Below are 22,632 nucleotides of genomic sequence, written 5' to 3' on the forward strand. Positions count from 1 at the left end.
TAAGACGTCAAAAAATCCCTGGAGGAGTATGAATGGTTAAGCATGACGTAAAAGATATTAATTTAGCAGAGTCCGGCAAGTTGAGAATTGAGTGGGCAGAAAAAGAAATGCCTGTCCTGAGGAAGATAAAAGATTATTTCAGCAAGGAAAAACCTCTGAAGGGGATTCGTATAGCAGCTTGTTTACACGTAACCACAGAGACGGCAACTCTGATGCAAACCCTTAAAGCAGGAGGGGCTGAGGCGATTTTGTGTGCATCAAACCCGTTAAGCACTCAGGATGATGTTGCGGCAAGCCTTGTCGCTCACTCTGAAATTCCCACTTTTGCTATAAAAGGTGAGGACAATGACACCTACTACAGACACATTATGGATGTGCTTGGATTTAAACCCAACATCACAATGGATGATGGGGCTGATCTTGTTTCTGTTCTCCATAAGGAAAAAAAGGACCTTCTTGAGCACGTAATAGGAGGCACTGAGGAGACGACAACAGGGGTAATTCGTCTGAGGGCAATGGCTGAAAACAAGGTGCTCCAGTATCCGATAATAGCCGTAAACGACGCCCAGACAAAACACCTTTTTGATAACCGCTACGGAACCGGCCAGAGCACACTTGACGGAATATTAAGGGCAACGAATCGCCTTATAGCGGGGTGCATATTTGTAGTCTGTGGGTATGGAATGTGTGGCCGCGGGGTTGCCATGAGGGCAAGGGGTATGGGTGCCCGTGTTGTGGTGACGGAGATTGACCCGTTAAAAGCCCTTGAGGCTACCATGGACGGCTATGAGGTTATGACCATAGCTGAGGCATCAAAGATCGGCAATATTTTTGTTACAGTTACGGGTAATATCAATGTCATAAACGAAAAATGCTTCCCAACCATGCAAGATGGCGCCATAGTGTGTAATTCAGGCCACTTTAATGCTGAGATTGAGTTGCAGGCTCTTGAAAAACAATCAACCTCAAGACGGCTGATAAGGCCGTTTGTTGAGGAATTCAGTTTAAGTGGAGGAAAGCGAATTTATGTTCTTGGCGAGGGACGCTTAATCAACCTTGCAGCGGCTGAGGGGCATCCGTCATCGGTTATGGATATGAGTTTTGCCAACCAGGCTCTTTGTGCCGAATATGTTGCCAAAAACTATAAGAAACTCAATAAGTCTGTTTATAAAGTCCCTGAGGATATTGACAGAGAAATAGCTAAACTGAAACTTATCTCCATGGGCATTAAAATAGACAAACTTACAAAGACTCAAAAAGATTATTTAAAAAGCTGGGAGATGGGTACGTAGTTGATCTTAAGGCTTTAACTGAGGAGCAGTTAGCTGCTTTTTTTTACTCTCTGTCGGAACCTGCATTCAGAGTTAAGCAGTTTCTCCACAGAGTGTATGTAAAGAAGTCAATTTCAATAGATGATATAACTGAGTTTTCACTGCCTTTGAGAGAAACTCTCAAGGGCAGTGCTTTTATCAGCAACCCTCGCATTATTAAACGTCTGGATTCCCATGACGGCACACGCAAGTATCTCTTTGCACTACAGGACGGTCTGACCATAGAGAGCGTTCTGATTGCTGACAATGACAGGCTGACACTCTGTGTCTCCTGCCAGGTTGGATGTGCCATGGGGTGTAAGTTTTGTCTAACTGCATCTTTAGGGTTTAAGAGAAATCTAAAAGCTCATGAGATATGCGATCAGATACTGTCTGTCAGCCGTGATATAGAGCCTCAACAGAAAATCACCAACATAGTGATGATGGGGATGGGTGAGCCCTTAAATAACTATGATGAGGTTACAAGAGCTATAAGAATCATGACCGAATTAATGGGTATATCAAAACGCCGGATAACATTGTCAACGTCCGGGCTGGTGCCGGAGTTGGAGAGGCTCTACAGGGATGGCTTTGCTGTAAACCCTGCTGTTTCATTAAATGCTACATCAGAGACTGTACGAGACCTGATAATGCCGGTTAACAAAAAGTATAACCTTAAGGCTTTGCTTAGTGCCTGCCGTGGACTTCCAATACCGCCGCGCAGAAGAATTACCTTTGAGTACGTAATGTTAAAAGGTGTAAATGATAGCTCTGATGATGCCGTAAGACTAATAAAACTGTTAAAAGGAATACGTGCAAAGGTTAACCTTATACCGTTTAACGAATATGAAGGTTCGGTTTTTAAGAGACCGGATGACTCCAGTGTTTTAGAATTTCAGGAGATTGTAGCACGGGGCAACATAAGCGTATTTATAAGAAAGAGTAAAGGGCGTGACATCCTTGCAGCCTGCGGACAGCTAAAAGCAGAGCTCCCTGTGCAAGGTGAAGCCATCTCTGATACCAAGTTAAATTCATTTGTCTAACTTTGTTGGCATCGTCACAAGTGCCGGGGCGTAATCTCCCCTAAAAGGGAATCCCCTGTGTGGGGAGGCGTCGTTTGCTCCCAGCCGACTGTGTTACTCTTTTAACTGCTACTTGGTATTAATCATTCTTTTCTACTTTTTTTGCTCTTTCATAAGGACTTCCTCGATAAGTTCAATGAGATGGTATATGGGTTTGTCTCTCATGAGTTTACTGAGTTGAAAAATGCAGTTTGGGCAGGTTGTAACAAAAGCCTTTGCACCGGTCTGAACCAGCCCTTTTAAAGTTTCTTTTAATATTACGTTTGACATGTCTTTGTAGAAAAAACTGAACGTGCCTCCGAAGCCGCAACACATTTGTTTGTGTGGTTCGATTATTTTTGCCCCCATTTCCGATAAAATCGCTCTTGTAGTCCGCCCAGTGTGCAGCTCGTTTCTGTCATGGCACGAATCATGCACAGATACGTCAAGATCAATGCCGGACTTTGAGGTAATCCGGCTTGAGAGTTTTCCACTTAAAAAAGTTGCTATGTCATACACGTTGTCTAACTCTTTGCCTATAAGAAGCTTGTAGTGTTTCTTAAGGGTCACAACACAGGTTGGACACAGGGATACAATGGCATCCACATTTAATTTGCTGAAAGTATTGTAATTCTTCTCGGCATACTTAACGGCACTGTCCCTTAGCCCAAGAGACCTAAATGGTGTGCCGCAGCAGACCTCCGTGTTGGGAAACACCACCTCATAGTTTAAGGCATTCAGTACGTTTGCCAATGAGTAGGAAAGCTCAGGATACACATGCTTGGCAGTACAACCGGAAAACACTGCAACCCGCCCTATTTTCTCTTTTGTTAAGAAAATATTTGTCTTTTTAAACTGATTTTCACAAAACTCCACATCCTCAGGTATCAGTCCTTCCACTGACATACGCTTATTGAAATATCTCTGAAAGGGTTTGTATAATTTTATCGAGAAATCGGTATTTTTAAAGGCTATCTTTGTGAGAGAGCGATAAAATCTCCTCTTTTTATCATAACTTTTAAGAAGATACCTTGCATGGTAAATCACCTCTAAGATGTCTATATTTAATGGACAGCGATTTGAACAGTCTCCACAGAGGAGGCAACTGAAAATCTTTTCGCTCAGTTTTTTACCCGGCGGTATCTCTCCGCTTAAAAAAGCCTTAAGCAGACGCATCCTGCCCCTTGCCGTTTCCATCTCCTTTGTAGATGCAAAATATGTTGGGCACTCAACCTTACAGCCGCCACATCTTACACACAGGTTGATGTTATGTATGAACTCTGTGTCGTTCACTGCCGGCCACCTTCAAGTGCCCGGTTTAACTTGCCGCTTACGTATCCCTCCAGATCGCACGATACGTAGAGAAATCCCAGTGCCCTCAGCTCCTCAACGACTCTCCATCTCATCTCAGCTCCGGCACACTTTTCTATGTCACTGTCGGGCAGCTCTATGCGTGCCATATCCCCGTGCTTTCTCACTCTGAGTTCCTTAAAGCCAAGGGCTTTTAACACACTCTCTGCATCCCTTACCATTCTGAGTGAGTCCTCCGTCACCCTTTCACCATAGGGCAGCCTTGAGGCCAGACACGGTGATGAGGGCATATCCCACGTGCTTAATCCAAAATGCTGCGATATTGCCCTTATATCAGCTTTTCTCAATCCGGTCTCTATAAGCGGACTTTTTATATTAAAACACTCTTTTGCCTTAAACCCAGGTCTGTAATCGGTAACATCATCAGAGTTTGAGCCGTCTATTACACAGTCATAGCCTCCGGCTTCAGCAAGGGTTGTTAGTTTTTTGAACAACTCGCTCTTACAGTAAAAACAACGTTCAGGAGTATTTGATACATATCTCTCATCCGCCATCTCATCCGTTTCGATTATCTTGTGGGAAACTTTATATTTCATTGTCATACTTATACAACGGTCGTAATCATCCAGCGGCATAGAGGGAGACTTTGCGGTAACGGCAAGTGCAGGTATTTGTGCCTCAGAGAGCGCCATCAGCAAGAAAGTGCTATCTACTCCACCGGAATACGCCAACACAACACTTTTTAATGATTTTAAATAAGAAATTAAGGAAGAATACTTTTTCCCTAAAAGATCAGAGTCCGGTGTTTGAATCATACCACGGATATGTCTGCATTTTCCCTGTGTAACCTTGAATCAGCCTTTACTATTACAGCCACGTCGTGGGTGACTTCAAACTCCTCAAGGCCCGCCCTTTGCTCATCAGACAGATAGTCGGCCACTATCGGGTGAGCCGATATGACCACCTTGGCTCCCTTATGAATCGGAATTTTCTTTAATCTTCTGAAAATCTCATAACTGATTGTCTTTGCCGATTTGACAAACCCCTTACCCTCACACATCGGGCAGCTTTCACAAAGTGTGCGGCCAAGGCTTTCACGTATCCGCTTTCTTGTCATCTGAATCAGACCAAGCTCAGATACGTTAAATATGGTGTTTTTGGCTCTGTCCTTTTTCATTGTTTCCACAAAGGCCAGGTAGAGCTTGTCACGGTTTTCCTGCAGCTCCATGTCTATGAAGTCTATTATGATTATGCCGCCCAGGTTACGGAGGCGTATCTGATAGGCTATCTCTTTTACAGCTTCAAGGTTGGTTTTTAATATCGTATCTTCAAGATCCTTCTTACCAACGTACTTACCGGTGTTTACATCTATAACGGTCATTGCCTCGGTCTGGTCTATTACAATGTAGCCGCCTGACTTTAACCACACCTTACGGTCAAGCCCCTTGTATATGTCAAGCTCTATACCAAATGCATCAAAGATCGGCTCTTTGCGGTCATACAGCTCAATCTTGTTTAATAACTTTTGGAAGAAGTTCTTTACAAAATCAAGGATGTTTTCATACTCTTCCCTTGAGTCTATAACCAGGCGCTCAACGTCATTGCTGAGGAGGTCCCTGACACTTCTGAAACTCAGGTCCAAATCGCTGTAAAGCAGAGCAGGGGCACAGACTTTTTCCTTTTTTTTATGAATGTTGTCCCACACAAGCATTAGAAATTCCATATCGTGTTGGAGCTCTTCCTGATTAGCGCCCTCACTGGCTGTCCTTACGATAAGGCCGTAGCCCTTTGGTTTTATAGACTCCACTATGGAGCGAAGGCGGTGTCTCTCCTCGGGGTTTTCTATCCGGCGGGATATCCCGATGTGTTCAATTGTCGGCATAAGCACAAGATAACGCCCGGGAATTGTAATGTAAGATGTACTCCTTGCGCCTTTTGTACCGATGGGGTCCTTTGATACCTGTACTATTACCTCCTGCCCCTCCTGTATCAGTTCACTGATTGTAAGCTCACCGCGACTCTTTCGGGTTGGCAGCTCAATAGGAACATCGGTCTCCTCCAAAAAAGCGGTAAAATCATCTGATTCGGTTTTAATATCAGCCACATACAAAAAAGCCGCTTTTTCAAGTCCGATATCCACAAAGGCCGATTGCATACCGGGCAGTATTTTTACCACTTTACCTTTGTAGATATTGCCGACAAGGCTGGCCTCCTTCTTTCGTTCAACATAGAACTCAACAAGCTGTCCGCCCTCCAGCACCCCTACCCGCACCTCATCAAGCGTGTGGTTAATTATTATCTCATTTGCCATTTATTTCCTTAACTGCACTTCTGTGATTGATGGCTCAACCCATTCGTTTTGCCACCCATACATGTTTTTTCTTGACACCTCTGTGTCCTCTAACTCTTTACCCGTCAGGGCCTTAACACAGGCGGATAACTTAACTGTAGTCTGCTCTGTTTCTTTCAATAAAACCTCAAGCCTGCCATCTATTATATCAAATTTCACTAAAACAGGTAAAATCCACTTGTTTTCCTCACTGTTTATTCGGCTTTCTATTTCTTGCGCACTAACGCCGCAATTTAATATCTCATACTTGTAAGCGGTTATAAACTTACACAGGGAGGGCGTATTGAGAGGGATAAAGAACATATCAACAACAGGCAGCGGCATATGTGCAGCTAAAATCTGTTTATAACTATTCAGATTAAACGGCGGATGTACTTCCATGTCAAAGAATTCCCGCTCTCCGGAAATCCCAACACCGAGAGCCGGTGAGAAGGCCACATTTGGGGAGGGGTTAAATCCTTTTGAATACACAAGCGGAACCTGAGCTCTGCGCAGCGCTTTAAGAATAGTGGTAAGCAGCTCCAGATGCGAGAGGTATTTCATGTTTCCGGTTTTAGAGAAAATAACTCGTACCTTTACAGGGCTATAGCGGGTTTTAAAAGTGTCGGTTGACCTCTCCGATATTTCATCCTCTCTGACCTCAGAGAGATACTGTCCGCTTTTACATTTCACACCACAAGCGTGGCACGTAACCTTACAATCCTGCGTTTTGCCGGTCGAGAGCGCTTTTTCGTACTCTTTGTACAGGAAGTCGTCCTTTATCTGCGTGTCAATCATATTCCATGGGATGGGTAAGCCGGGCTCAAGTGTTTTTTCAGCAAGAGAGTTTAAATCAAGTCCGGTTTTTTCGGCCCCGTTGAGCCAGTTGTTAAAGTCAAACACTTCGGTCCAGGCATCCAGTCTTGCGCCGAATCTCCATGCGGCCTCTACGAGCGCTGAGACAGACTCATCCCCACGGGCGATGACCGCCTCAAGGAGGGACATCTTCTCGTCATGTCCCTTGAATTTTAAACCTTTTCGTGACATGGTACGCTTGAGGTATTCCTTCTTCCGGATAATTTCATCCATTGGGATTTGCCCACACCACTGAAACGGCGTATGGGCTTTGGGAACAAAGGGAGAGACTCCCACACTAACATTGACAAAGCGTCCGGTGTGTTTTTTGGCGACTTTGAGGGCAAGATTGGCCATCTCAGGAATTGCCTCTACGTCTGCATCAGTCTCGGTAGGGATTCCTATGAGAAAATACATTTTAAGATTAAGCCAGCCTTCTTTAAATATTGAGTACAAAGTGCGTTCAAAATCCTCCTGCTCGAAGTCTTTATTAATGACCAGTCTGAGGCGGGAGGTGGCTGCCTCCGGGGCTATTGTAAAACCTGATTTTTTCACCACCTTGATTTCTTTTATGACCTCTTCAGTCACTGAGCTTACCCTGAGTGAGGGGAGCGAGAAAGATATATTTTTATCCTTAAATTTACGGTTAAAGAGTTTAAGCAGATAGGTCAGGTTTGAATAATCACCGGAATTAAGGGAGGTAAACGATACCTCGTCATAGCCTGTGGCTGCGATGGATTCGGCGGCAAGTTTTATAATTGTTTCCGGGTCACGTTCTCTGACAGGGCGGTAGATCATTCCGGCCTGGCAAAATCTGCAACTGCAACTACACCCCCGGGCAATCTCTATGTTTATCCTGTCATGAACGACCTCGGTAAATGGCACAGGAAAGGCACATGGATACGGCGAATCGTTAAGGTTTAAAATGTATCGTCTCTTAACGGGTTTGGTTGAGTAAGCGGGCACATAAACGCCTTCAATTTCGGAGAGGGCTTTAAGAAGACTTTCCCTCTTTCCGTCTCCCCCGGACTTGTACAGATAAATTGCCTCTGTGATCTCCTTTATTGAATCCTCGGCATCACCAATTGCAAAAGCGTCAAAAAACTCTGCAACCGGAGCTGGATTAACCGTACAGGGGCCGCCTGCAATTACCACAGGGTGTGAATTGTCACGCTCTGCGGCTTTAATTGGAATGTTAGCCATAGAGAGCATATTAAGGACGGTTGGATAGGACAGTTCGTACTGAAGAGTGAAGCCTACGGCGTCAAATTTATTAAGTGGGGTATTGGTTTCAATAGACATAAGCGGGACGGCTTCTCTTTTCAGGTACTCTTGCAGATCAATCCACGGGCTGAAAGCACGCTCAGCGGAGGCGTAAGGGATATCGTTTATGATTTTATAGAGGATTTTAAGGCCCAAATTAGACATTCCGATATCGTAGAGGTCGGGAAAGCAGAGGGCAAACTTCACGAGCCCCCTTTTTTTCGTTATATTAACCTCACCACCAATATATCTGCTTGGCCTTCGGAATTTTGAAAGGTTCAAAAAATCCACAATATTTAATATAACAGATACAGTAAGTATTAATAAAGAAAGGTGTAAAAAAACTTTATCTTTTACCGATGTAACCTGCAACTTGGTATTACTGCACTGCGGCTGACGGGAGTTTATATTATTTTTTAAAATGTCGTAAAATAAAAAATAATAAGCGACTAAATATCATGATTTAATTTATAATTAAGCGGTTGCCTCAGAGGGGCTAATCCCTCTGTGGCACGATAAAGTAAAAAGCAGAGGAGAGTAAGAGTATGTTTTTTATGAGAAGAAAAGAGTGGATGCCGATTGGGACAGGGATACTTTTTGCTCTTTTGGAGGTACTTTCGTTCTATATGTCTGACCGTCCATTAGGCTCTTCCCGCGGTTACACCACTATAGGCTCTATAATTGAGTATGTATTTGTTCCGCAGCACGCACAAAAAGTCGCCTATTGGCAAGCATATGAACCCTATCTTGAATGGACAGTGACTTTAATTGTCGGGATAGTGTTCGGCAGTTTTTTGTCATCCCTGCTGTCGGGTCAGTTTAAACTCTCGCTGGTACCGCAGATGTGGAAAAGCACAATTGGGCCATCGGTTTCAAAAAGATTGTTTTGGGCCTTTATAGGCGGCATACTGGTAGGTTTCGGCTCAAGGCTCGGCATGGGATGCACTCTTGGAATGTTGATAGCAGGCGTTATTCAACTGACACCGGCAGGTTTTATTTTTATGATGTCTCTGTGGATGGGAGGTCTTGCCACTACGGCTGCTTTCTACAGGCTTAAAACATTTACCTTTAGGAGGGGATAACACCAAATGGAACAGATTCTATTAAGACTTAAAGATACTTTTGACCCCTCCACAATTGCCTCTGTCTCAGGCCCTACATCTCTGTACGGCGGGTTTATACTTGGCTCTTTACTTGGAATTATTTTGCAAAAGGGCAGGTTATGCAAGTATGACGTTGTGTCGGGAATGTTCAGGCTTCAGGATTTTACATTTTGGAGAATTGGCACTCCCCTGCTTATGATTGGCATGATTGCTGTTTTTTTGTTTAAGGACCTGGGCATTATAGAATTACATGTGCCTGCAACAGTGGTTCTTGCTCAACTTTTTGGAGGCATAATCTTTGGTGCCGGGCTTGCAATAGCCGGGTACTGTCCCGCCATTGCAGCAGGGTCCCTGGGTGAGGGGCATTTGGATGCATTTGCAACAATGCTTGGCATAGTGGTTGGTTCAATAATTTATGCAGAGATTTTTGACGGCTCGAAACTTGACCACATAGTCGGCTTCATTAACCTTGGCAAAGTGACATTCCCTGATATTTTTCTTGTGTTTAACCACTGGTTTTTTGTTTTGGGGTTTGCCTTTATGTGCATTGCGTTTCTGGTGGGAATCAGTATGTACGATGAGTTTCTAAGGGCGTCTTTTATGATTGTGGATAAGGTCTCAGGGAAGTTGAAAAAGTAACAATATGGAAGCGTTGTATGAAAATAAGGATACTATGGGGGGAGCATTCTTCCCTGTAGAATGTCTTTTTTAAGAACTATTATTAATAAATTGTTCTTTTTATAATCTATTTGTTATATAATAGGTAATATAGCAGGAGATAGGCACAGCGCCTGCCCTGCTGGTGTTAGCAGATGGAGAAGTTAGACCGACAATTAGATTTTTATGGGAGCTTGATTCTGGTGGTGGCAGGTGTATGCCGGGTAACCGGAAACCGAGGCCATACCATAGAGCGCCCACTTGCAAACAAGGGATCTAATTTTTCCTCTCTCACCGCAAGGGCGGGTTTTAAAATACTAAATATGGCAGATCTAAAGGAAATAACCGGACCAAAAATGAGGAAAATAAACATAAACGCCGGAGCGGAAAACGGCATGTTTTTATTTTGTTATTTTGTAAACAAACTAATTACACCATACATAAAACAAACAATTAGTTGTTATGAGATAAATTCCTCAGAAAGTCCATAGTTCCGGTTATACAGATGGTCTCCTGTTAGCTTAAGTAAAGGGACGGGAGTTGTTGGAACTATTTAAAATACAGGGCGGAAATGTGCCGCCGATATGCGCAACAGAGGGCTGTAGTTGTATGCCTCAGAGAGCCGGGCAGCGCTATGTACAGTCTTTTAAGCAGCCTTTATCGGTCTGCACTCCCATAGGCATTCAGAGTTCAGGGTTCAGCATGGATATCCAGCCTTGCCAATATCCTGCTTATCACAATAATCAGAAGCTTTTGACTCAACAAAGATATACAAAACTAAGTGAGCTATCCACAACCTGGTACAACAGTGGGTTAAAAAAAAGATCAGCAGACAGGAGGCGTAAGGACACATGACCAATGTAGTTTATATAATAATAGCCATAGCGGCAGGGTCGGTAGTGGGAGCACTGCTCTCGCTTTTATTTAAAAGAGCTTTAAACAAAAAACACAAGGAACTTGATCAAAGAAGGCAAGAGATAGTCAAAGAAGCGGAAAGAGACATTGAAAGGCTTAGAAAAGAAGCACTCATCGAGGCCAAGGACATTAAGTACCAGACAAAGTCAGAGGCGGAGCGTGAAATAAAAGAAAAGAAATTTGAAATGAACCAAATGGAAAAGCGTCTCAGACATAAGGAAGAAAGTCTCGATAAAAAACTCGACCAGTTTGAAAAACGTGAAGGTGAGCTGTTAAAACGTGAGAAAGAGTTCACGAAAAAAGAGCAAACAATAGCAGACAAGGAAAAACACTATGACAAACTGATTCAGTTGGAGACAGAGAAGCTGGAGAAGCTCTCCGGCATAACCTCAGAGGAAGCGAAACAGCAATTGCTAAAAAAAGTCGAGGAAGAGTTGCGTTTTGATGAGGCTAAACTTATAAAGCAGATAGAACAGGAGACTAAAGAAGATGTGGAAAAACGCTCCCGTAACATCATAGGTCTTGCTATTCAGAGATATGCCTCCGATTATGTAAGTGATGCCACGGTAACGGCAGTGACACTACCCAATGAGGAAATGAAAGGACGTATAATCGGCAGAGAGGGCAGAAACATCCGGGCGCTTGAGGCTGCCACAGGGGTGGATTTCATAGTTGACGACACGCCGGAGGCTGTAACCCTTTCAGGCTTTGACCCTGTGCGGCGTGAGATAGCAAGAATTTCTCTGGAACGCTTAATAACAGACGGCAGAATTCACCCTGCAAGAATAGAGGAAATTGTTGAGAAGGTCAAAAAGGAAGTAAACAATGCTATGAGGGAAGAGGGAGAGAAGGCAGTCTTTGACCTGGGGCTGACAGGGGTTCATCCTGAGTTTATAAAGCTTCTGGGGCGGCTTAAGTACAGAACCTCCTACGGGCAAAACGTGCTTCAGCACTCAAGAGAGGTTGCCTACTTTGCCGGTATGATGGCAGGGGAGCTAAAGGCTGATGTAAAGCTCGCCAAAAGGTCAGGGCTGCTTCATGATATAGGAAAGGCGGTGGATCAGGAAATTGAGGGCGCCCACCATGAGATAGGGGCGGCTATTGCTAAAAAGTACGGTGAGGACGAGCGGGTAATAAATGCGATGCTTGTCCATCACGGAGACGGTGACCCGATATGTGTGGAATCGGCACTTGTAACGGCAGCGGACGCCCTTTCTGCGGCACGTCCCGGAGTGCGGCGTGAGAGCATAGAAAACTACATAAAGCGTCTTGAAAAGCTCGAGGAAATTGCCATGTCCTATGCCGGTGTTGAAAAATGCTATGCTATACAGGCAGGCAGGGAAGTACGTATAATAGTCAAACCTGATGAAACCTCAGATGATATGTCTTATTTGATATCAAGGGAAATAGCCAAGAAAATTGAATCGGAGATGACCTATCCCGGACAGATAAAGATAACCGTAATAAGAGAGTCGCGTTTTGTAGAGTACGCACGTTAAGACATACAGCAAAGTGAAAATACTTTTTATAGGGGACGTAATAGGCCGTCCGGGCAGGATGCTTCTAAAGAGCATCCTGCCCGGTATGGTGGATAATCTGAGGGTGGATTTAGTAATTGCAAATGGTGAAAACGCTGCCGGAGGTTTTGGCATAACAGAAAAAACAGCCTCAGAGCTTTTCTCTTTCGGCATACACATAATAACCACAGGTAACCACGTGTGGGACAAAAAGGAGGCGGTGCACTACCTAGGTAATGAAGACAGGATACTGCGGCCGTTGAACTTCCCGCCGGATGTTCCAGGGTTTGGAAGCATTGTATATAGCTTTAAAAACGGCTTGAAGGCTGCTGTTATAAATCTGGTTGGACGGGTCTTTATGAATCAGGTGGATTGCCCCTTCAGAAGTGTAATACCGGAGATTGAAAAACTAAAAAAAGAAACCAGTGTAATAATAGTGGATATGCATGCGGAGGCGACCTCTGAAAAACAGGCAATAGGCTATTATCTTGATGGCAAAGTAAGTGCTGTTGTCGGAACCCATACGCATGTTCAAACCTCAGACGAGAAGATCCTCCCCCATGGCACTGCATACATTACAGACGTTGGCATGGTGGGGCCTGCTATTTCAGTGATAGGAGTACGTGTTGACCAAATAGTAGAAAAATTTCTTAATCAGATACCCCAAAAGTACGAGGTTGCAAAGGGCAGCTGCTTTTTCTGTGCGGTGCTGCTGGATATAGATAATCAGACAGGCAGGGCTGTCAGCATAAAGAGACTATTGGTAAATGAGTAACGGATGCCAAAATAAATTAACAACCTGATTCAGAGGAGGGAAAATGGAAGCAAAACTTACTTATGTCAGTGGGATGAGATTTGTTGGGGAAGCCTCAAGCGGCCACGCAATAGTGATAGACGGCGACCACGAACATGGCGGGGACGACACCGGACTCAGGCCGTCTGAGCTGTTGCTGATAGCCCTTGGCGGCTGTTCAGCCATGGATGTAATTTCAATTATGAAAAAGAAACAGCAGAAAATCACCGGTTTTGAAATAAACGTAAACGGCAATAAAGTGCAGAGCCATCCAAAGAAATTCGACAAAATAGTTGTGGAGTATGTTTTTAAGGGCAAAAATCTGTCCGCTGAGGCCGCTCAGAGAGCGGTTGAGCTCTCAATGACCAAGTACTGTTCCGTAAAGGCAACGTTGGAGGGTGGCGTACCTATAGAGTACACTTACAAAATTATTGAAGAGTAGTATGCGTACGGCTCTACAGCATATTGCAACACTTTGGAAGATAGGATTTGTTCCCATAGCGCCGGGGACATTTGGAACTTTCGCAGCTTTTTTGTTTGTAATTATCTTCAGGCCGGGTAATCGCCTCTTGTTAGTTATAACGATAGTGTTGCTTGTTGTGGGAACTGTGGCTGCACACTCGGCTGAGAAGACACTGGGCAAAAAGGACTCAGGTCATATTATAATAGACGAGGTGGTCGGATATTTTGTATCGGTGTTGTATGTGGACGGCACGATGGTAGTTTATATGCTTGCGTTTTTTTTGTTTCGGGTTTTCGATATTTTTAAACCGCCACCTGTAAACTATGTGGAGAAGACTTTAAGCGGCGGCCTTGGCGTGATGATGGATGACGTGGCGGCAGGGCTCTATGTTAATGTTGCGCTTCAGATAGCAACGAGTATAAGATTTTGATACCGGGTTGCCTTCTATCGTCTAACTTTGCCGGCTTTGTCACAAGCTCCGGTGCGTCTCGTTATACTCCTCAATGCGGCTTGCTATGAAAGTACGGGCATTTATAGCGATTAATATTGATGAGACGGTGCGTGAAAACATCTCATCCACCATATCGGCCTTAACTATTGGGGGCGTTAAGTGGGTAAGCGCAAAAAATCTCCATTTAACACTAAAATTCATGGGAAACATATCTGAGGATGAGGTTGGCAAAATTACAGAGATACTCAGCAGGATAGTGCCGGAGCATGGGTGTTTTGAAATCGGGCTAAAGGGAATTGGAGCATTTCCTAATGAGAGGCGGCCAAAGGTTATTTGGGCTGGAATAACTGACCCAGGGGCAGTTTTAAATAAGCTACAGGACAGGATTGAGGACACTTTGACAGATGCCGGCTTTGGGAGAGAAGAAAGAAAATTTTCACCACACATGACAATCGGGAGAGTGAGAACACCGGATGGTTTAACCGGTTTCTCTCTGAAAATACAGCATCTTAAAGATAAAAATTTCGGGAATATGGTTGTAAACACCGTACATCTTATGAAAAGCGAGTTGTTGCCGGCTGGGCCTGTGTATTCAGCTTTGAAATCATATAAACTCAAAACATAGGATACGCTATGGATGAACTTTCGTTATTTGATGCTCCGTATATGAGTAAAAACCGCATTATTGCGTTAATAGAGAATCTTGATTTTATAAAAGCCAAAAACGAAACAGGCATATTTAGAAAGGCCTACCCTTCCATGGATATTGAGACGGAGAGCATTATATGTGATTTTTTTGTTAAGCACGAGAGTTTGCCGGAACCTGAAAAGTTATATTCAACGTGGCGTGATTTTGAACGCTTAATATACAATTTGGAATTAAAGATTGTTTATTTGCCGGCCATAAAGAAGAATTATTTTAAACGGTTATGTCTTGAATTAGATAAACAGCCTGATGGAATTTTATCTATAAATGACGAGCCTGTTGGCTTGTTTTATCTCTATGCTGAAAGAATAAAAACAGCAAAACAGAAACTTGAAAAAGCAATTGTACAACAGTCACCCAACCTTTCACAATTGTACGGCTATCTCGGCTACATCCATTTTTTGAATAAGGATTTGCCGGCCTCGAGGATTTGCCTGAGGGAGGCATTTGAAATCGGCCCCTACGGAATTGATTTATATTTCTTAAAAGATAAGGAAATCATGGAATTAATAAACGGTTTAAATGCAGAGTATGTAACGCTTCACTGGATAGTTAGCTACGGCTGCATCCAGAGAGTCTTTCCACCTAAGACGATAAAATTGCTGGAAGACTTACGGGTATATGTTAATGAGTTTTTAGAATTAGAAAAAGAGTATCAGAAAGACAACAACGATGTGATAAGAGCGCGGTTATTTTATAAATGCCTGATACTTTCGGACAATAACAAACGCCTGCAGCACGTCGGTGCAGTGGAACTGACAAAACTCAGAAAGTACATGAAAGATATAAATCCCGGCTTGTTTAAACAATATCTCGCTTATGTGGAGGAGAATCAGGGATCAGTTAATTCCAATTCTAATTCATTTGTCTAATAGCATGTCCGCCGCCGGCCAACAAAGTTAGACGATTGAATGCAACTTGGTATTAAGAGGTTTCGCCGGAGTATTCTGTTAACTTCAGTTGGTCAACTGGCTAGTTCGCTGGTATAGTAGCCACACCAAAAACAGCCGGCCCCTTTCTTTTTCTGATTGTCCATGCAGCAGTCCACAGACAGAAAACAACCTTTGATCTGACACCACACCTCACTGTTGCTCACGTTGTCGTACATTTCTCCTCTTTTGCATCAGATTTAGCTAACCGAACACTTCCCCTAAAGCTACATATAGCAAATCATATGCCTAATATAATTATATAAAAAAGCCAATATAAAAGAACAGTTGTAAATTCAGAGAAAAAATTACTGAGCAAAAAAAAGCACACTTCGTTGCAATATTGATACAAGAGATGTTTACATTAATCTTCTGTAGAGTGGCCAACGGCGTTTTGCAACTCAAGTTGAAAGTCCGCAAGTTTTGTCCCATCTATTCCAAGCTCTGCAAATATGCTTTCCCATTTAGGATTATCCCTCACCATTTCATCTAAGGACAGGTTCTTATGGGGGCTGCCGCCGGCACTGCCGGCAACATGTTTTGCTACACTTTCCGTCATAGCGCCGCAATGAATAACAAGATACTCGGCAAGATACGCACATGAGGCCATTTTTCTGGTATAGAGTTTTTTATGGGATGATATATCCATACTGTGGTGGCGGGTTATTACCTGACTTACAACGTCCGGCAGGCGCCATGATGTAGTTAGGATAAATCCAGCCATACAGTGATTTGTCTGGTATTTCTCGTCCTCTCTGAGCGTAATGTCTGGTTCACCGCCAAGGGCCAATTCAAAAAATACATTGTAGTCGGAATGTTTTTTTACAAACAGTGGAATCGCACAGTCATGAAATAAACCGGTAATATAGGCATCATTTTCATCAATACTTTTTATTTTTCTTGCAATCATACCCATCGATTTAGCCACAAGCATAGAGTGGTTCCAAAACTTGCTAAATATGTTCTTATCTGTCACCTCCTTATATGTATTAAGAAAAATAGACGAAATAACTATATTAAAAAAACTAGTTAAACCTACTATATTTAGTGCATATTCGATAGAGCTTATTCCGCCTCCGCCGAAAAAGGATGAATTAGCTATTTTCAGTATTGAGGCAGATAATCCAACATCCTCGCTTGTTAAAGTTACGATTTTTCTTATGTCAGGAATTGCTTTCTTGATTTCTTTGTACAAACTGTTTACTATAACCGACTGTACTGGTATCCCGATCCCTTTTACTATCTCTTCTGCATGCTTTATATCTACATCCTTATGCAACATTACACTGTCACCTCAATAGACTTAAATTGCTCTTTGTTAAACTTCTCCCCCTCACACACCTATGATTACCGTCAATAAAAAACGCCAATTTGTATTCCCTCTTCTTATTTATACTATAACTTAATTATGAGATTTTATGCTACAGAAAAAAACGCCAATTTTTTATTATTTAAATTTGTCTAAACTGTAGAAAGTGCACAGCAGTACATTTTGATATGCCCTATTGTTTAACTAAACCGTAACTTACAAGCAATGCATATAATTTTCTGGTATCAATAGGTTTTGTAAGATAATAGTTACACCTGCTTACACCACGGTAATAGGCCTCAAGTACGTCTTTAGGTGCATCCAATGAGGTAGTCATAACTATTTTCACCTCATCATCTGATGTTATTCCCATAGCTTTTTCTTTATTACGAATTGTTTGCAGAGCAGCCACACCATCCATTTCAGGCATCATGATATCAAGACAAATAAGATCATATGCCCGACCCTCATCTATTGCGAGTATAAAGGCATCCACTGCCTCCGCTCCGTTTACAGTAACATCTACATCCCCGTAAGAAGCCAGAAAATGCTGTAACAGTGTACGGCTTGTAAAATCATCTTCCGCAATTAGTATTCTCATTAAAACTCTCTCCCTCGATTTTAGTATAAGCTCGTAATTGTTTTCTTCTATCAAAAAATTTATATCGTTAAATTCCATGTATATATAATCGGCAGTTTGAGAGTTTTTATTAATACCAAGTTACAGTCATTCGATTAACTTTGTTGGCATCGTCGAAAGCTCCTTGACGTCTCCCCTAAAGGGGAATCCCCTGTAAGGGGAGGTCGCTTTTTCCTTGCCGCCTCGTTACTCTTTTGACTGCTACTTGGTATAACATCCGCCGGAATAAAACCACGGCATATAAATTTGTTTTATAGAATATAAACAACTACTTAACTACTGCACCCGGTGCTGAATCACCCTCGGGGGTAACAAGCCTCAAGGTATCACCTTCAGAGGCGGCAAGAATCATCCCCTGAGACTCCACTCCCATAAGCTTAGCAGGTTTAAGGTTTGCCACAACCACAACTGTTTTTCCAACAAGTTCCTCTGCTTTGTAGTGCTTACCGATACCTGCTACCACCTGCCTTATCTCACCGGTATCAACACTCAGCTTTATCAGCTTATTGGATTTTGGTACAGCCTCCGCCGACAATATCTTTCCAACTTTAAGCTTAACCTTTGCAAAATCCTCTATGTTTATAAGCTCCTCTGTCACATCCTGCACCAGTGCCGCCGCAGTTTCCCTGCCGGTATCTTTTACTTCCACTTTCTCTTTCCTTTCATTTGATGTTTTTTCAATTTTTGGAAACAATTGCTCTATCGTAGTTACCACCGTGCCTGGCCTAAGCATTCCCCATTTTAACTTTCCGGAGAGATTTCTCATTAAATCTATCGGCTCTCCGGTTATATGGCCATAGAGACGTGCCCCGAATCTTGGCATAAAAGGATACAAATACGCCGATATAAATCTTATACCCTCGATAAGTGAGTACATTACGGTTGTAAGCCTCTGTGCTGTATCGCCGTCTTTGGCAAGCACCCAGGGCTTGTTTGAGTCAATGTACTTATTTAAATAAGAGACCAGCTCCCACACTGCATCAAGGGCTTTGTTAAACGACAGCACTTTCAAATGCTCTCTGAGGCGCTCTGAAATTCCCTCCGCCATGTATTTTAACTCAACCTCCACATCTGCCGGCACCGGCACCAATGCATCATAATACTTACTTAGCATAGCAAATGATCTGTTTACAAGATTTCCCAGATCATTTGCAAGGTCTGTGTCAAAGCGCTTAATCAGTGCACTCTCCGAGTAATCGCCGTCAAGCCCGAACGTTACCTCCCGAAACAGAAAATACCTGAAGGCATCGGCACCATAAGTTTCTATAACCTTATGCGGGTCAACCACGTTACCCAGTGATTTTGACATCTTCTTTCCGTCAATTGTCCACCACCCGTGCGCAAAAATCATCTCAGGCAGCTCAAGCCCTAAAGCCATCAGCATGGCAGGCCAATAGACGGCATGGGTGGTGATAATATCCTTGCCCATAATATGACAGCCGGCAGGCCACCAGTAAGTCTGGTCGTGCTCTTTCGCCAAATAACCGGGCGCCGAGTAATAGTTAAGCAGGGCGTCAAACCACACGTATGTCACATAGTTATCATCAAAGGGCAGGGGGATGCCCCATGAGAGCCTTTTTTTGGGCCTTGAGATACATAAATCCCCCAGAGGATTAGAATTCAGAAATCCCAGCACCTCGTTTTTTCTTGTCTCGGGTCTTATAAAGCCCGGGTTTTTATTTATATGCTCTGTCAGCCTGTCATGGTATTTGGACATAAGAAAAAAGTAGTTGTCCTCTCTTATAGTTTCAACCGGCCTTGAGCACTCAGGGCAGTTGCCGTCAATTATCTCCTTATCAGTCCAGAAGCGCTCATCATGTGTGCAGTATGAGCCCTCGTAGGAGCGTCTCACTATTTCACCACGGTCGTAAAGCTTCTGGAGCATTTCCCTAACAATATCTGCGTGTTTTTCATCAGTGGTTCTTATGAAGGCATCGTTTGTAATGTCCAGAGCAGCCCAGAGTTTTTTGAAGTTAGTGCACATAATATCGGTGTGCTCTTTAGGCGGCACACCACGGAGCTCCGCCGCCTGTAACACTTTCTGACCATGCTCGTCAGTGCCTGTCAGAAAAAACACATCGGCTCCCGCCATACGGCTAAAGCGGGACACAATATCAGCTGCCACAGTGGTATAGGCATGCCCTATGTGTGGTATGTCGTTGACATAGTAAATTGGTGTGGTTATATAAAATCTCTCCGGCATTTAAATCTATCCCCGATTTTTAATCATTCTGTTATTAGTGGAGTTTTCTTGTGTTTTTTGAAATGAAATTTTCTCTTTTTGCTTTCCTGCTCAGATGTACCGTGGCCCTGAGGCGGAGTTACGGCTGTGGTTCGTTCCTGAGAGGTTTCAGCAGGTGTAGCGCCTCCGGCAGTTTTAGTATGAGAAGGTTTTTTGTGAAATCTTCTTTTGCGCGGGTCAAAGCGTTTTTCTCTATCGCTTCCCGTTTTGACAGGGGTTTGTTCTTTAAAGGGCGCAGGCTCATTTGATTTCACAGCCATGGAGGATTTTGCCGATTCGTTTAATGCAGGCGGGGGTGACTGCTCTTTCCTGTGGAAGGATTGCTCTGAAGCCTGCTGTTGCACATCACTCTCCGGTAAGTCAAATTTTTCATATTTATGTGACGGTTTTTCCGTTTTAATCTCTTTTTCCAAAAAAGCAAGTATCGAGACGTCTTCAATGGTCTCAGAGGTAAGACTTTTTCCATCAATCACGGCTGTTATAGCCGTTGTGCCGTCATCACGCAACTCTATAACGTCTCCGGTTGGCTCACTGCCTGGTTCAACCTCAAATCCAAGACAACACATCAGCCTTCCGCAGAGCCCGGATAACTTCCCCGGATTTAAGACCAAATCCTGGCTTTTAGCCATTTTTATGGAAATAGGGGCAAAATTGGAAAGAAAGCAGTTGCAGCAGACCTCACGGCCGCATATGCCAAGGCCGCCTATCACCTTTGTCTCGTCTCTGACCCCAATTTGGCGCATCTCTATGCGTGTTCTAAACTTTGATGCAAGGTCTTTTACCAGCTCCCTGAAGTCTATTCTTCCGTCAGCGGTAAAATAGAACACTATGCGTTTTCTGTCCAGGGTTGACTCCGTCAGTACAAGTTTCATCGGCAATTCACGCGCTGTTATACGTTGCTGGCAATACTCCCTCGCCTCTCTCTCCACACTGTCATTGTCGGCTTTTGCTTTTAAATCCTCATCTGTTGCACATCTTATGACCTTTTTAAGTTCCTTATGTGGAACTTCCACATTCTTAGCTTCCGTCACCACACTGCCTATGGCTAAACCAAAGCTCGACTCCACTACAACCAGGTCACCTCGTGCTATCGGTATTGCTTCCAGCTCGTAGTCATAAATCTTTCCACATCTCTTAAAACGTACTCCTATTACATCAGGCATTTGCTGTCAACTCCTTATAAACCTGCTTTTTTCCGGTTTTGATTTTGATAAAGTACCTAAAAGTGAGCATACATAATTAAATGTTACCCCAACATTGAGATTTAATATAAAGTAATCTGAGAGCTCTGTGAGTTTTTGAAAAGCATCCATGATACTTTTTAACTCAACCCCTGTGCTTAACTCAATAAGCTTCTGTCTCATATCGGTGTTTACCACAAATGGGGAGTTGGCATCACATTTAAGGACTGCCATATCCCTTAGAAATACCGATGAGGAATGTAACCACTTAAGCAAGTCATCACGGCTTTTGAGAGCCTCAAGTTTTGACACCGGTTTCTGGAGACCGGTGATAATTTTTGAAAACACTGCATAATCATTGTTTCTCTTTATCACAACACCGGAGTCAACTGCCTTGCCCATGTCGCCCTGAGAGAGCCTGAGCTGGATTTCATCCGGTTGCTTACCGCTCCTTGCGGCAACCCTTTGCATGCCGGTGAGGTTAAGCGGACAAAAGGGTACTTTCAGGCAGCGTGATCTTATGGTATCGGGCAGTGCCTCTTCCTTTGAGCTTATCAGCACTATCACACTGCCGGTGGGAGGCTCCTCAAGGGTCTTTAAAAAAGCATTGGCTGAGGCCTCGTTCATCATATCGGCATTTTCCACAATGAGAGCCTTTTGTGTCCATTCCATGGAAGTTGTGGCTAAAAACTCCTCTATCTCCCTGATTACTTCTATCTTTATGATGCTTTGCTCTAAAGCTGTCACCTTTAAGTCCGGGTGAATGTGTTTATCCACTTTAACACAGGATGGGCAGCTTCCGCAGAAATCCAGAGGTCCCTCAACTTTACAATTCATTGATTTAAGAAAGGCAAAAGCTGTAAAGGTCTTACCGGTACCCGGCGGGCCGTAGAAGAGAAACGAGGAGGGCACCTTTTTACTTTTCAGCATTGAGGTAAGCATGTGTGCAGCTCTGTCGTGCCCTATAAGGCCTCCTAAAGGCAATTGCACCTCTGTCTTATGGTCTCCAGTATCCGCTGTGTAAGTGTTGCAGCTGGAAGTGCTCCATCAAGTACCTTAAACCTGAGCGGTTCGGCTTTTGATAAGTCCAGAAACCCCTCCCGCACTCTTTCATAAAACAACAAGTCCTCCATTTCAAGCCTGTCCACACTTGATACCGCCTTGTTTCTGCCTAACCCTGTGGATACATCAAGGTCAATAACAAAAGTGAGGTCAGGCTTAAACCCCTTTAGCACAAGTAAGTCCAACTGCTTGATAAACCCCGTGCTTATCCCCCTGCCGTAGGCCTGATATGCTACAGTGGAATCGCTGAATCTGTCTGTAATGACAAATGCGCCGCGCCGCAGAGCAGGCTGCACCACCTCCGCCACGTGTTGTGCCCGTGCCGCATAGAAAAGCATCAGCTCCGTTACCGGAGACATGTTAACGGTTTTAGTGTCAAGGAGAATTTCCCTGATTTTCATGCCTATTTCTGTACCGCCCGGCTCAAATGTCTCCACCACTTCTAAAGCGCTTTCCGTCCTCAAGGCCTCGGCAACCAGCTTTACCTGTGTTGTTTTGCCGGAGCCGTCCGTGCCCTCTATTGATATAAACATTG

At 43.7% G+C, this 22,632-nt stretch carries 20 protein-coding genes and 1 other RNA gene; 11 read left to right on the forward strand and 10 right to left on the reverse strand.

The genetic code is table 11. The annotated features are described in order from the left end of the window. The first annotated feature begins 32 nt into the window (after positions 1 to 32). The gene (gene ahcY, locus H7844_04430) at positions 33 to 1,292 is read left to right on the forward strand and encodes an adenosylhomocysteinase (protein ID MEO5356528.1); all 1,260 of its coding nucleotides are present in this window, start codon (positions 33 to 35) and stop codon (positions 1,290 to 1,292) included. After that, a complete protein-coding gene (gene rlmN, locus H7844_04435) occupies positions 1,274 to 2,353 on the forward strand; it encodes a 23S rRNA (adenine(2503)-C(2))-methyltransferase RlmN (protein MEO5356529.1) in 1,080 nt (359 codons plus the stop codon). The genes ahcY and rlmN overlap by 19 nt, the downstream gene beginning before the upstream one ends. A gap of 132 nt (positions 2,354 to 2,485) precedes the next feature. Here rlmN and H7844_04440 read toward each other — a convergent pair whose 3' ends face one another. From H7844_04440 to H7844_04455, 4 genes are read right to left on the reverse strand one after another with little or no spacing between them, the layout of a single operon-like run. Next, on the reverse strand, positions 2,486 to 3,664 hold the full coding sequence (locus H7844_04440; protein MEO5356530.1) for a (Fe-S)-binding protein: 1,179 nt from the start codon (positions 3,662 to 3,664) through the stop codon (positions 2,486 to 2,488). Further along, positions 3,661 to 4,497, reverse strand: coding sequence for an ATP-dependent sacrificial sulfur transferase LarE (gene larE, locus H7844_04445; GenBank protein ID MEO5356531.1), 837 nt, complete (start codon positions 4,495 to 4,497; stop codon positions 3,661 to 3,663). The genes H7844_04440 and larE overlap by 4 nt, the downstream gene beginning before the upstream one ends. Further along, a complete protein-coding gene (locus H7844_04450; GenBank protein ID MEO5356532.1) occupies positions 4,494 to 5,993 on the reverse strand; it encodes an Rne/Rng family ribonuclease in 1,500 nt (499 codons plus the stop codon). The genes larE and H7844_04450 overlap by 4 nt, the downstream gene beginning before the upstream one ends. Then, positions 5,994 to 8,336, reverse strand: a complete 2,343-nt coding sequence (locus tag H7844_04455; GenBank protein ID MEO5356533.1) for a TIGR03936 family radical SAM-associated protein — start codon at positions 8,334 to 8,336, stop codon at positions 5,994 to 5,996. It abuts the gene before it with no gap. A gap of 338 nt (positions 8,337 to 8,674) precedes the next feature. On the opposite strand from H7844_04455, the gene H7844_04460 reads away from it, so the two are divergent. The 9 genes from H7844_04460 (at position 8,675) to H7844_04500 (ending at position 15,606) form a co-directional block, all read left to right on the forward strand. After that, entirely contained in the window at positions 8,675 to 9,211 is a 537-nt protein-coding gene (locus H7844_04460) for a YeeE/YedE family protein (protein ID MEO5356534.1), read from the forward strand. Between the two features lie 6 nt (positions 9,212 to 9,217). Further along, the gene (locus H7844_04465; protein ID MEO5356535.1) at positions 9,218 to 9,871 is read left to right on the forward strand and encodes a YeeE/YedE family protein; all 654 of its coding nucleotides are present in this window, start codon (positions 9,218 to 9,220) and stop codon (positions 9,869 to 9,871) included. Positions 9,872 to 10,017: 146 nt separating this feature from the next. Beyond that, positions 10,018 to 10,202, forward strand: a non-coding RNA gene (ssrS, locus tag H7844_04470) — 6S RNA. A 538-nt stretch (positions 10,203 to 10,740) separates the two neighbouring features. Next, the gene (gene rny, locus H7844_04475; protein ID MEO5356536.1) at positions 10,741 to 12,303 is read left to right on the forward strand and encodes a ribonuclease Y; all 1,563 of its coding nucleotides are present in this window, start codon (positions 10,741 to 10,743) and stop codon (positions 12,301 to 12,303) included. Positions 12,304 to 12,316: 13 nt separating this feature from the next. Beyond that, positions 12,317 to 13,096: a TIGR00282 family metallophosphoesterase gene (locus tag H7844_04480; protein ID MEO5356537.1), complete on the forward strand. Its 780-nt coding sequence runs from the start codon at positions 12,317 to 12,319 to the stop codon at positions 13,094 to 13,096. 43 nt (positions 13,097 to 13,139) lie between these two features. Beyond that, positions 13,140 to 13,556: an OsmC family protein gene (locus tag H7844_04485; GenBank protein ID MEO5356538.1), complete on the forward strand. Its 417-nt coding sequence runs from the start codon at positions 13,140 to 13,142 to the stop codon at positions 13,554 to 13,556. A gap of 1 nt (position 13,557) precedes the next feature. Then, a complete protein-coding gene (locus tag H7844_04490; GenBank protein ID MEO5356539.1) occupies positions 13,558 to 14,007 on the forward strand; it encodes a phosphatidylglycerophosphatase A in 450 nt (149 codons plus the stop codon). A gap of 85 nt (positions 14,008 to 14,092) precedes the next feature. Beyond that, positions 14,093 to 14,653, forward strand: a complete 561-nt coding sequence (gene thpR, locus H7844_04495; GenBank protein MEO5356540.1) for an RNA 2',3'-cyclic phosphodiesterase — start codon at positions 14,093 to 14,095, stop codon at positions 14,651 to 14,653. 8 nt (positions 14,654 to 14,661) lie between these two features. Further along, positions 14,662 to 15,606 carry a hypothetical protein gene (locus H7844_04500; GenBank protein ID MEO5356541.1) on the forward strand — a complete coding sequence of 315 codons (945 nt, stop codon included), beginning with the start codon at positions 14,662 to 14,664 and terminating at the stop codon, positions 15,604 to 15,606. Between the two features lie 421 nt (positions 15,607 to 16,027). Here H7844_04500 and H7844_04505 read toward each other — a convergent pair whose 3' ends face one another. The 6 genes from H7844_04505 to tmk form a co-directional block, all read right to left on the reverse strand. Continuing rightward, positions 16,028 to 16,945 (reverse strand): HDOD domain-containing protein, encoded by a 918-nt coding sequence (locus H7844_04505; protein MEO5356542.1) that lies wholly within the window; start codon positions 16,943 to 16,945, stop codon positions 16,028 to 16,030. A 220-nt stretch (positions 16,946 to 17,165) separates the two neighbouring features. Continuing rightward, entirely contained in the window at positions 17,166 to 17,573 is a 408-nt protein-coding gene (locus H7844_04510; GenBank protein MEO5356543.1) for a response regulator, read from the reverse strand. A gap of 307 nt (positions 17,574 to 17,880) precedes the next feature. Beyond that, the gene (gene metG, locus H7844_04515) at positions 17,881 to 19,815 is read right to left on the reverse strand and encodes a methionine--tRNA ligase (GenBank protein ID MEO5356544.1); all 1,935 of its coding nucleotides are present in this window, start codon (positions 19,813 to 19,815) and stop codon (positions 17,881 to 17,883) included. A 23-nt stretch (positions 19,816 to 19,838) separates the two neighbouring features. Beyond that, positions 19,839 to 21,017, reverse strand: a complete 1,179-nt coding sequence (locus tag H7844_04520) for a stage 0 sporulation family protein (GenBank protein MEO5356545.1) — start codon at positions 21,015 to 21,017, stop codon at positions 19,839 to 19,841. Between the two features lie 6 nt (positions 21,018 to 21,023). Then, the gene (locus H7844_04525) at positions 21,024 to 22,019 is read right to left on the reverse strand and encodes a DNA polymerase III subunit delta' (GenBank protein ID MEO5356546.1); all 996 of its coding nucleotides are present in this window, start codon (positions 22,017 to 22,019) and stop codon (positions 21,024 to 21,026) included. Continuing rightward, on the reverse strand, positions 22,010 to 22,630 hold the full coding sequence (gene tmk / locus H7844_04530; GenBank protein MEO5356547.1) for a dTMP kinase: 621 nt from the start codon (positions 22,628 to 22,630) through the stop codon (positions 22,010 to 22,012). The genes H7844_04525 and tmk overlap by 10 nt, the downstream gene beginning before the upstream one ends. Between the last annotated feature and the right edge of the window lie 2 nt (positions 22,631 to 22,632).

This window comes from Nitrospirae bacterium YQR-1 (genome assembly GCA_039908095.1).
GTDB lineage: Bacteria > Nitrospirota > Thermodesulfovibrionia > Thermodesulfovibrionales > Magnetobacteriaceae > Magnetomonas.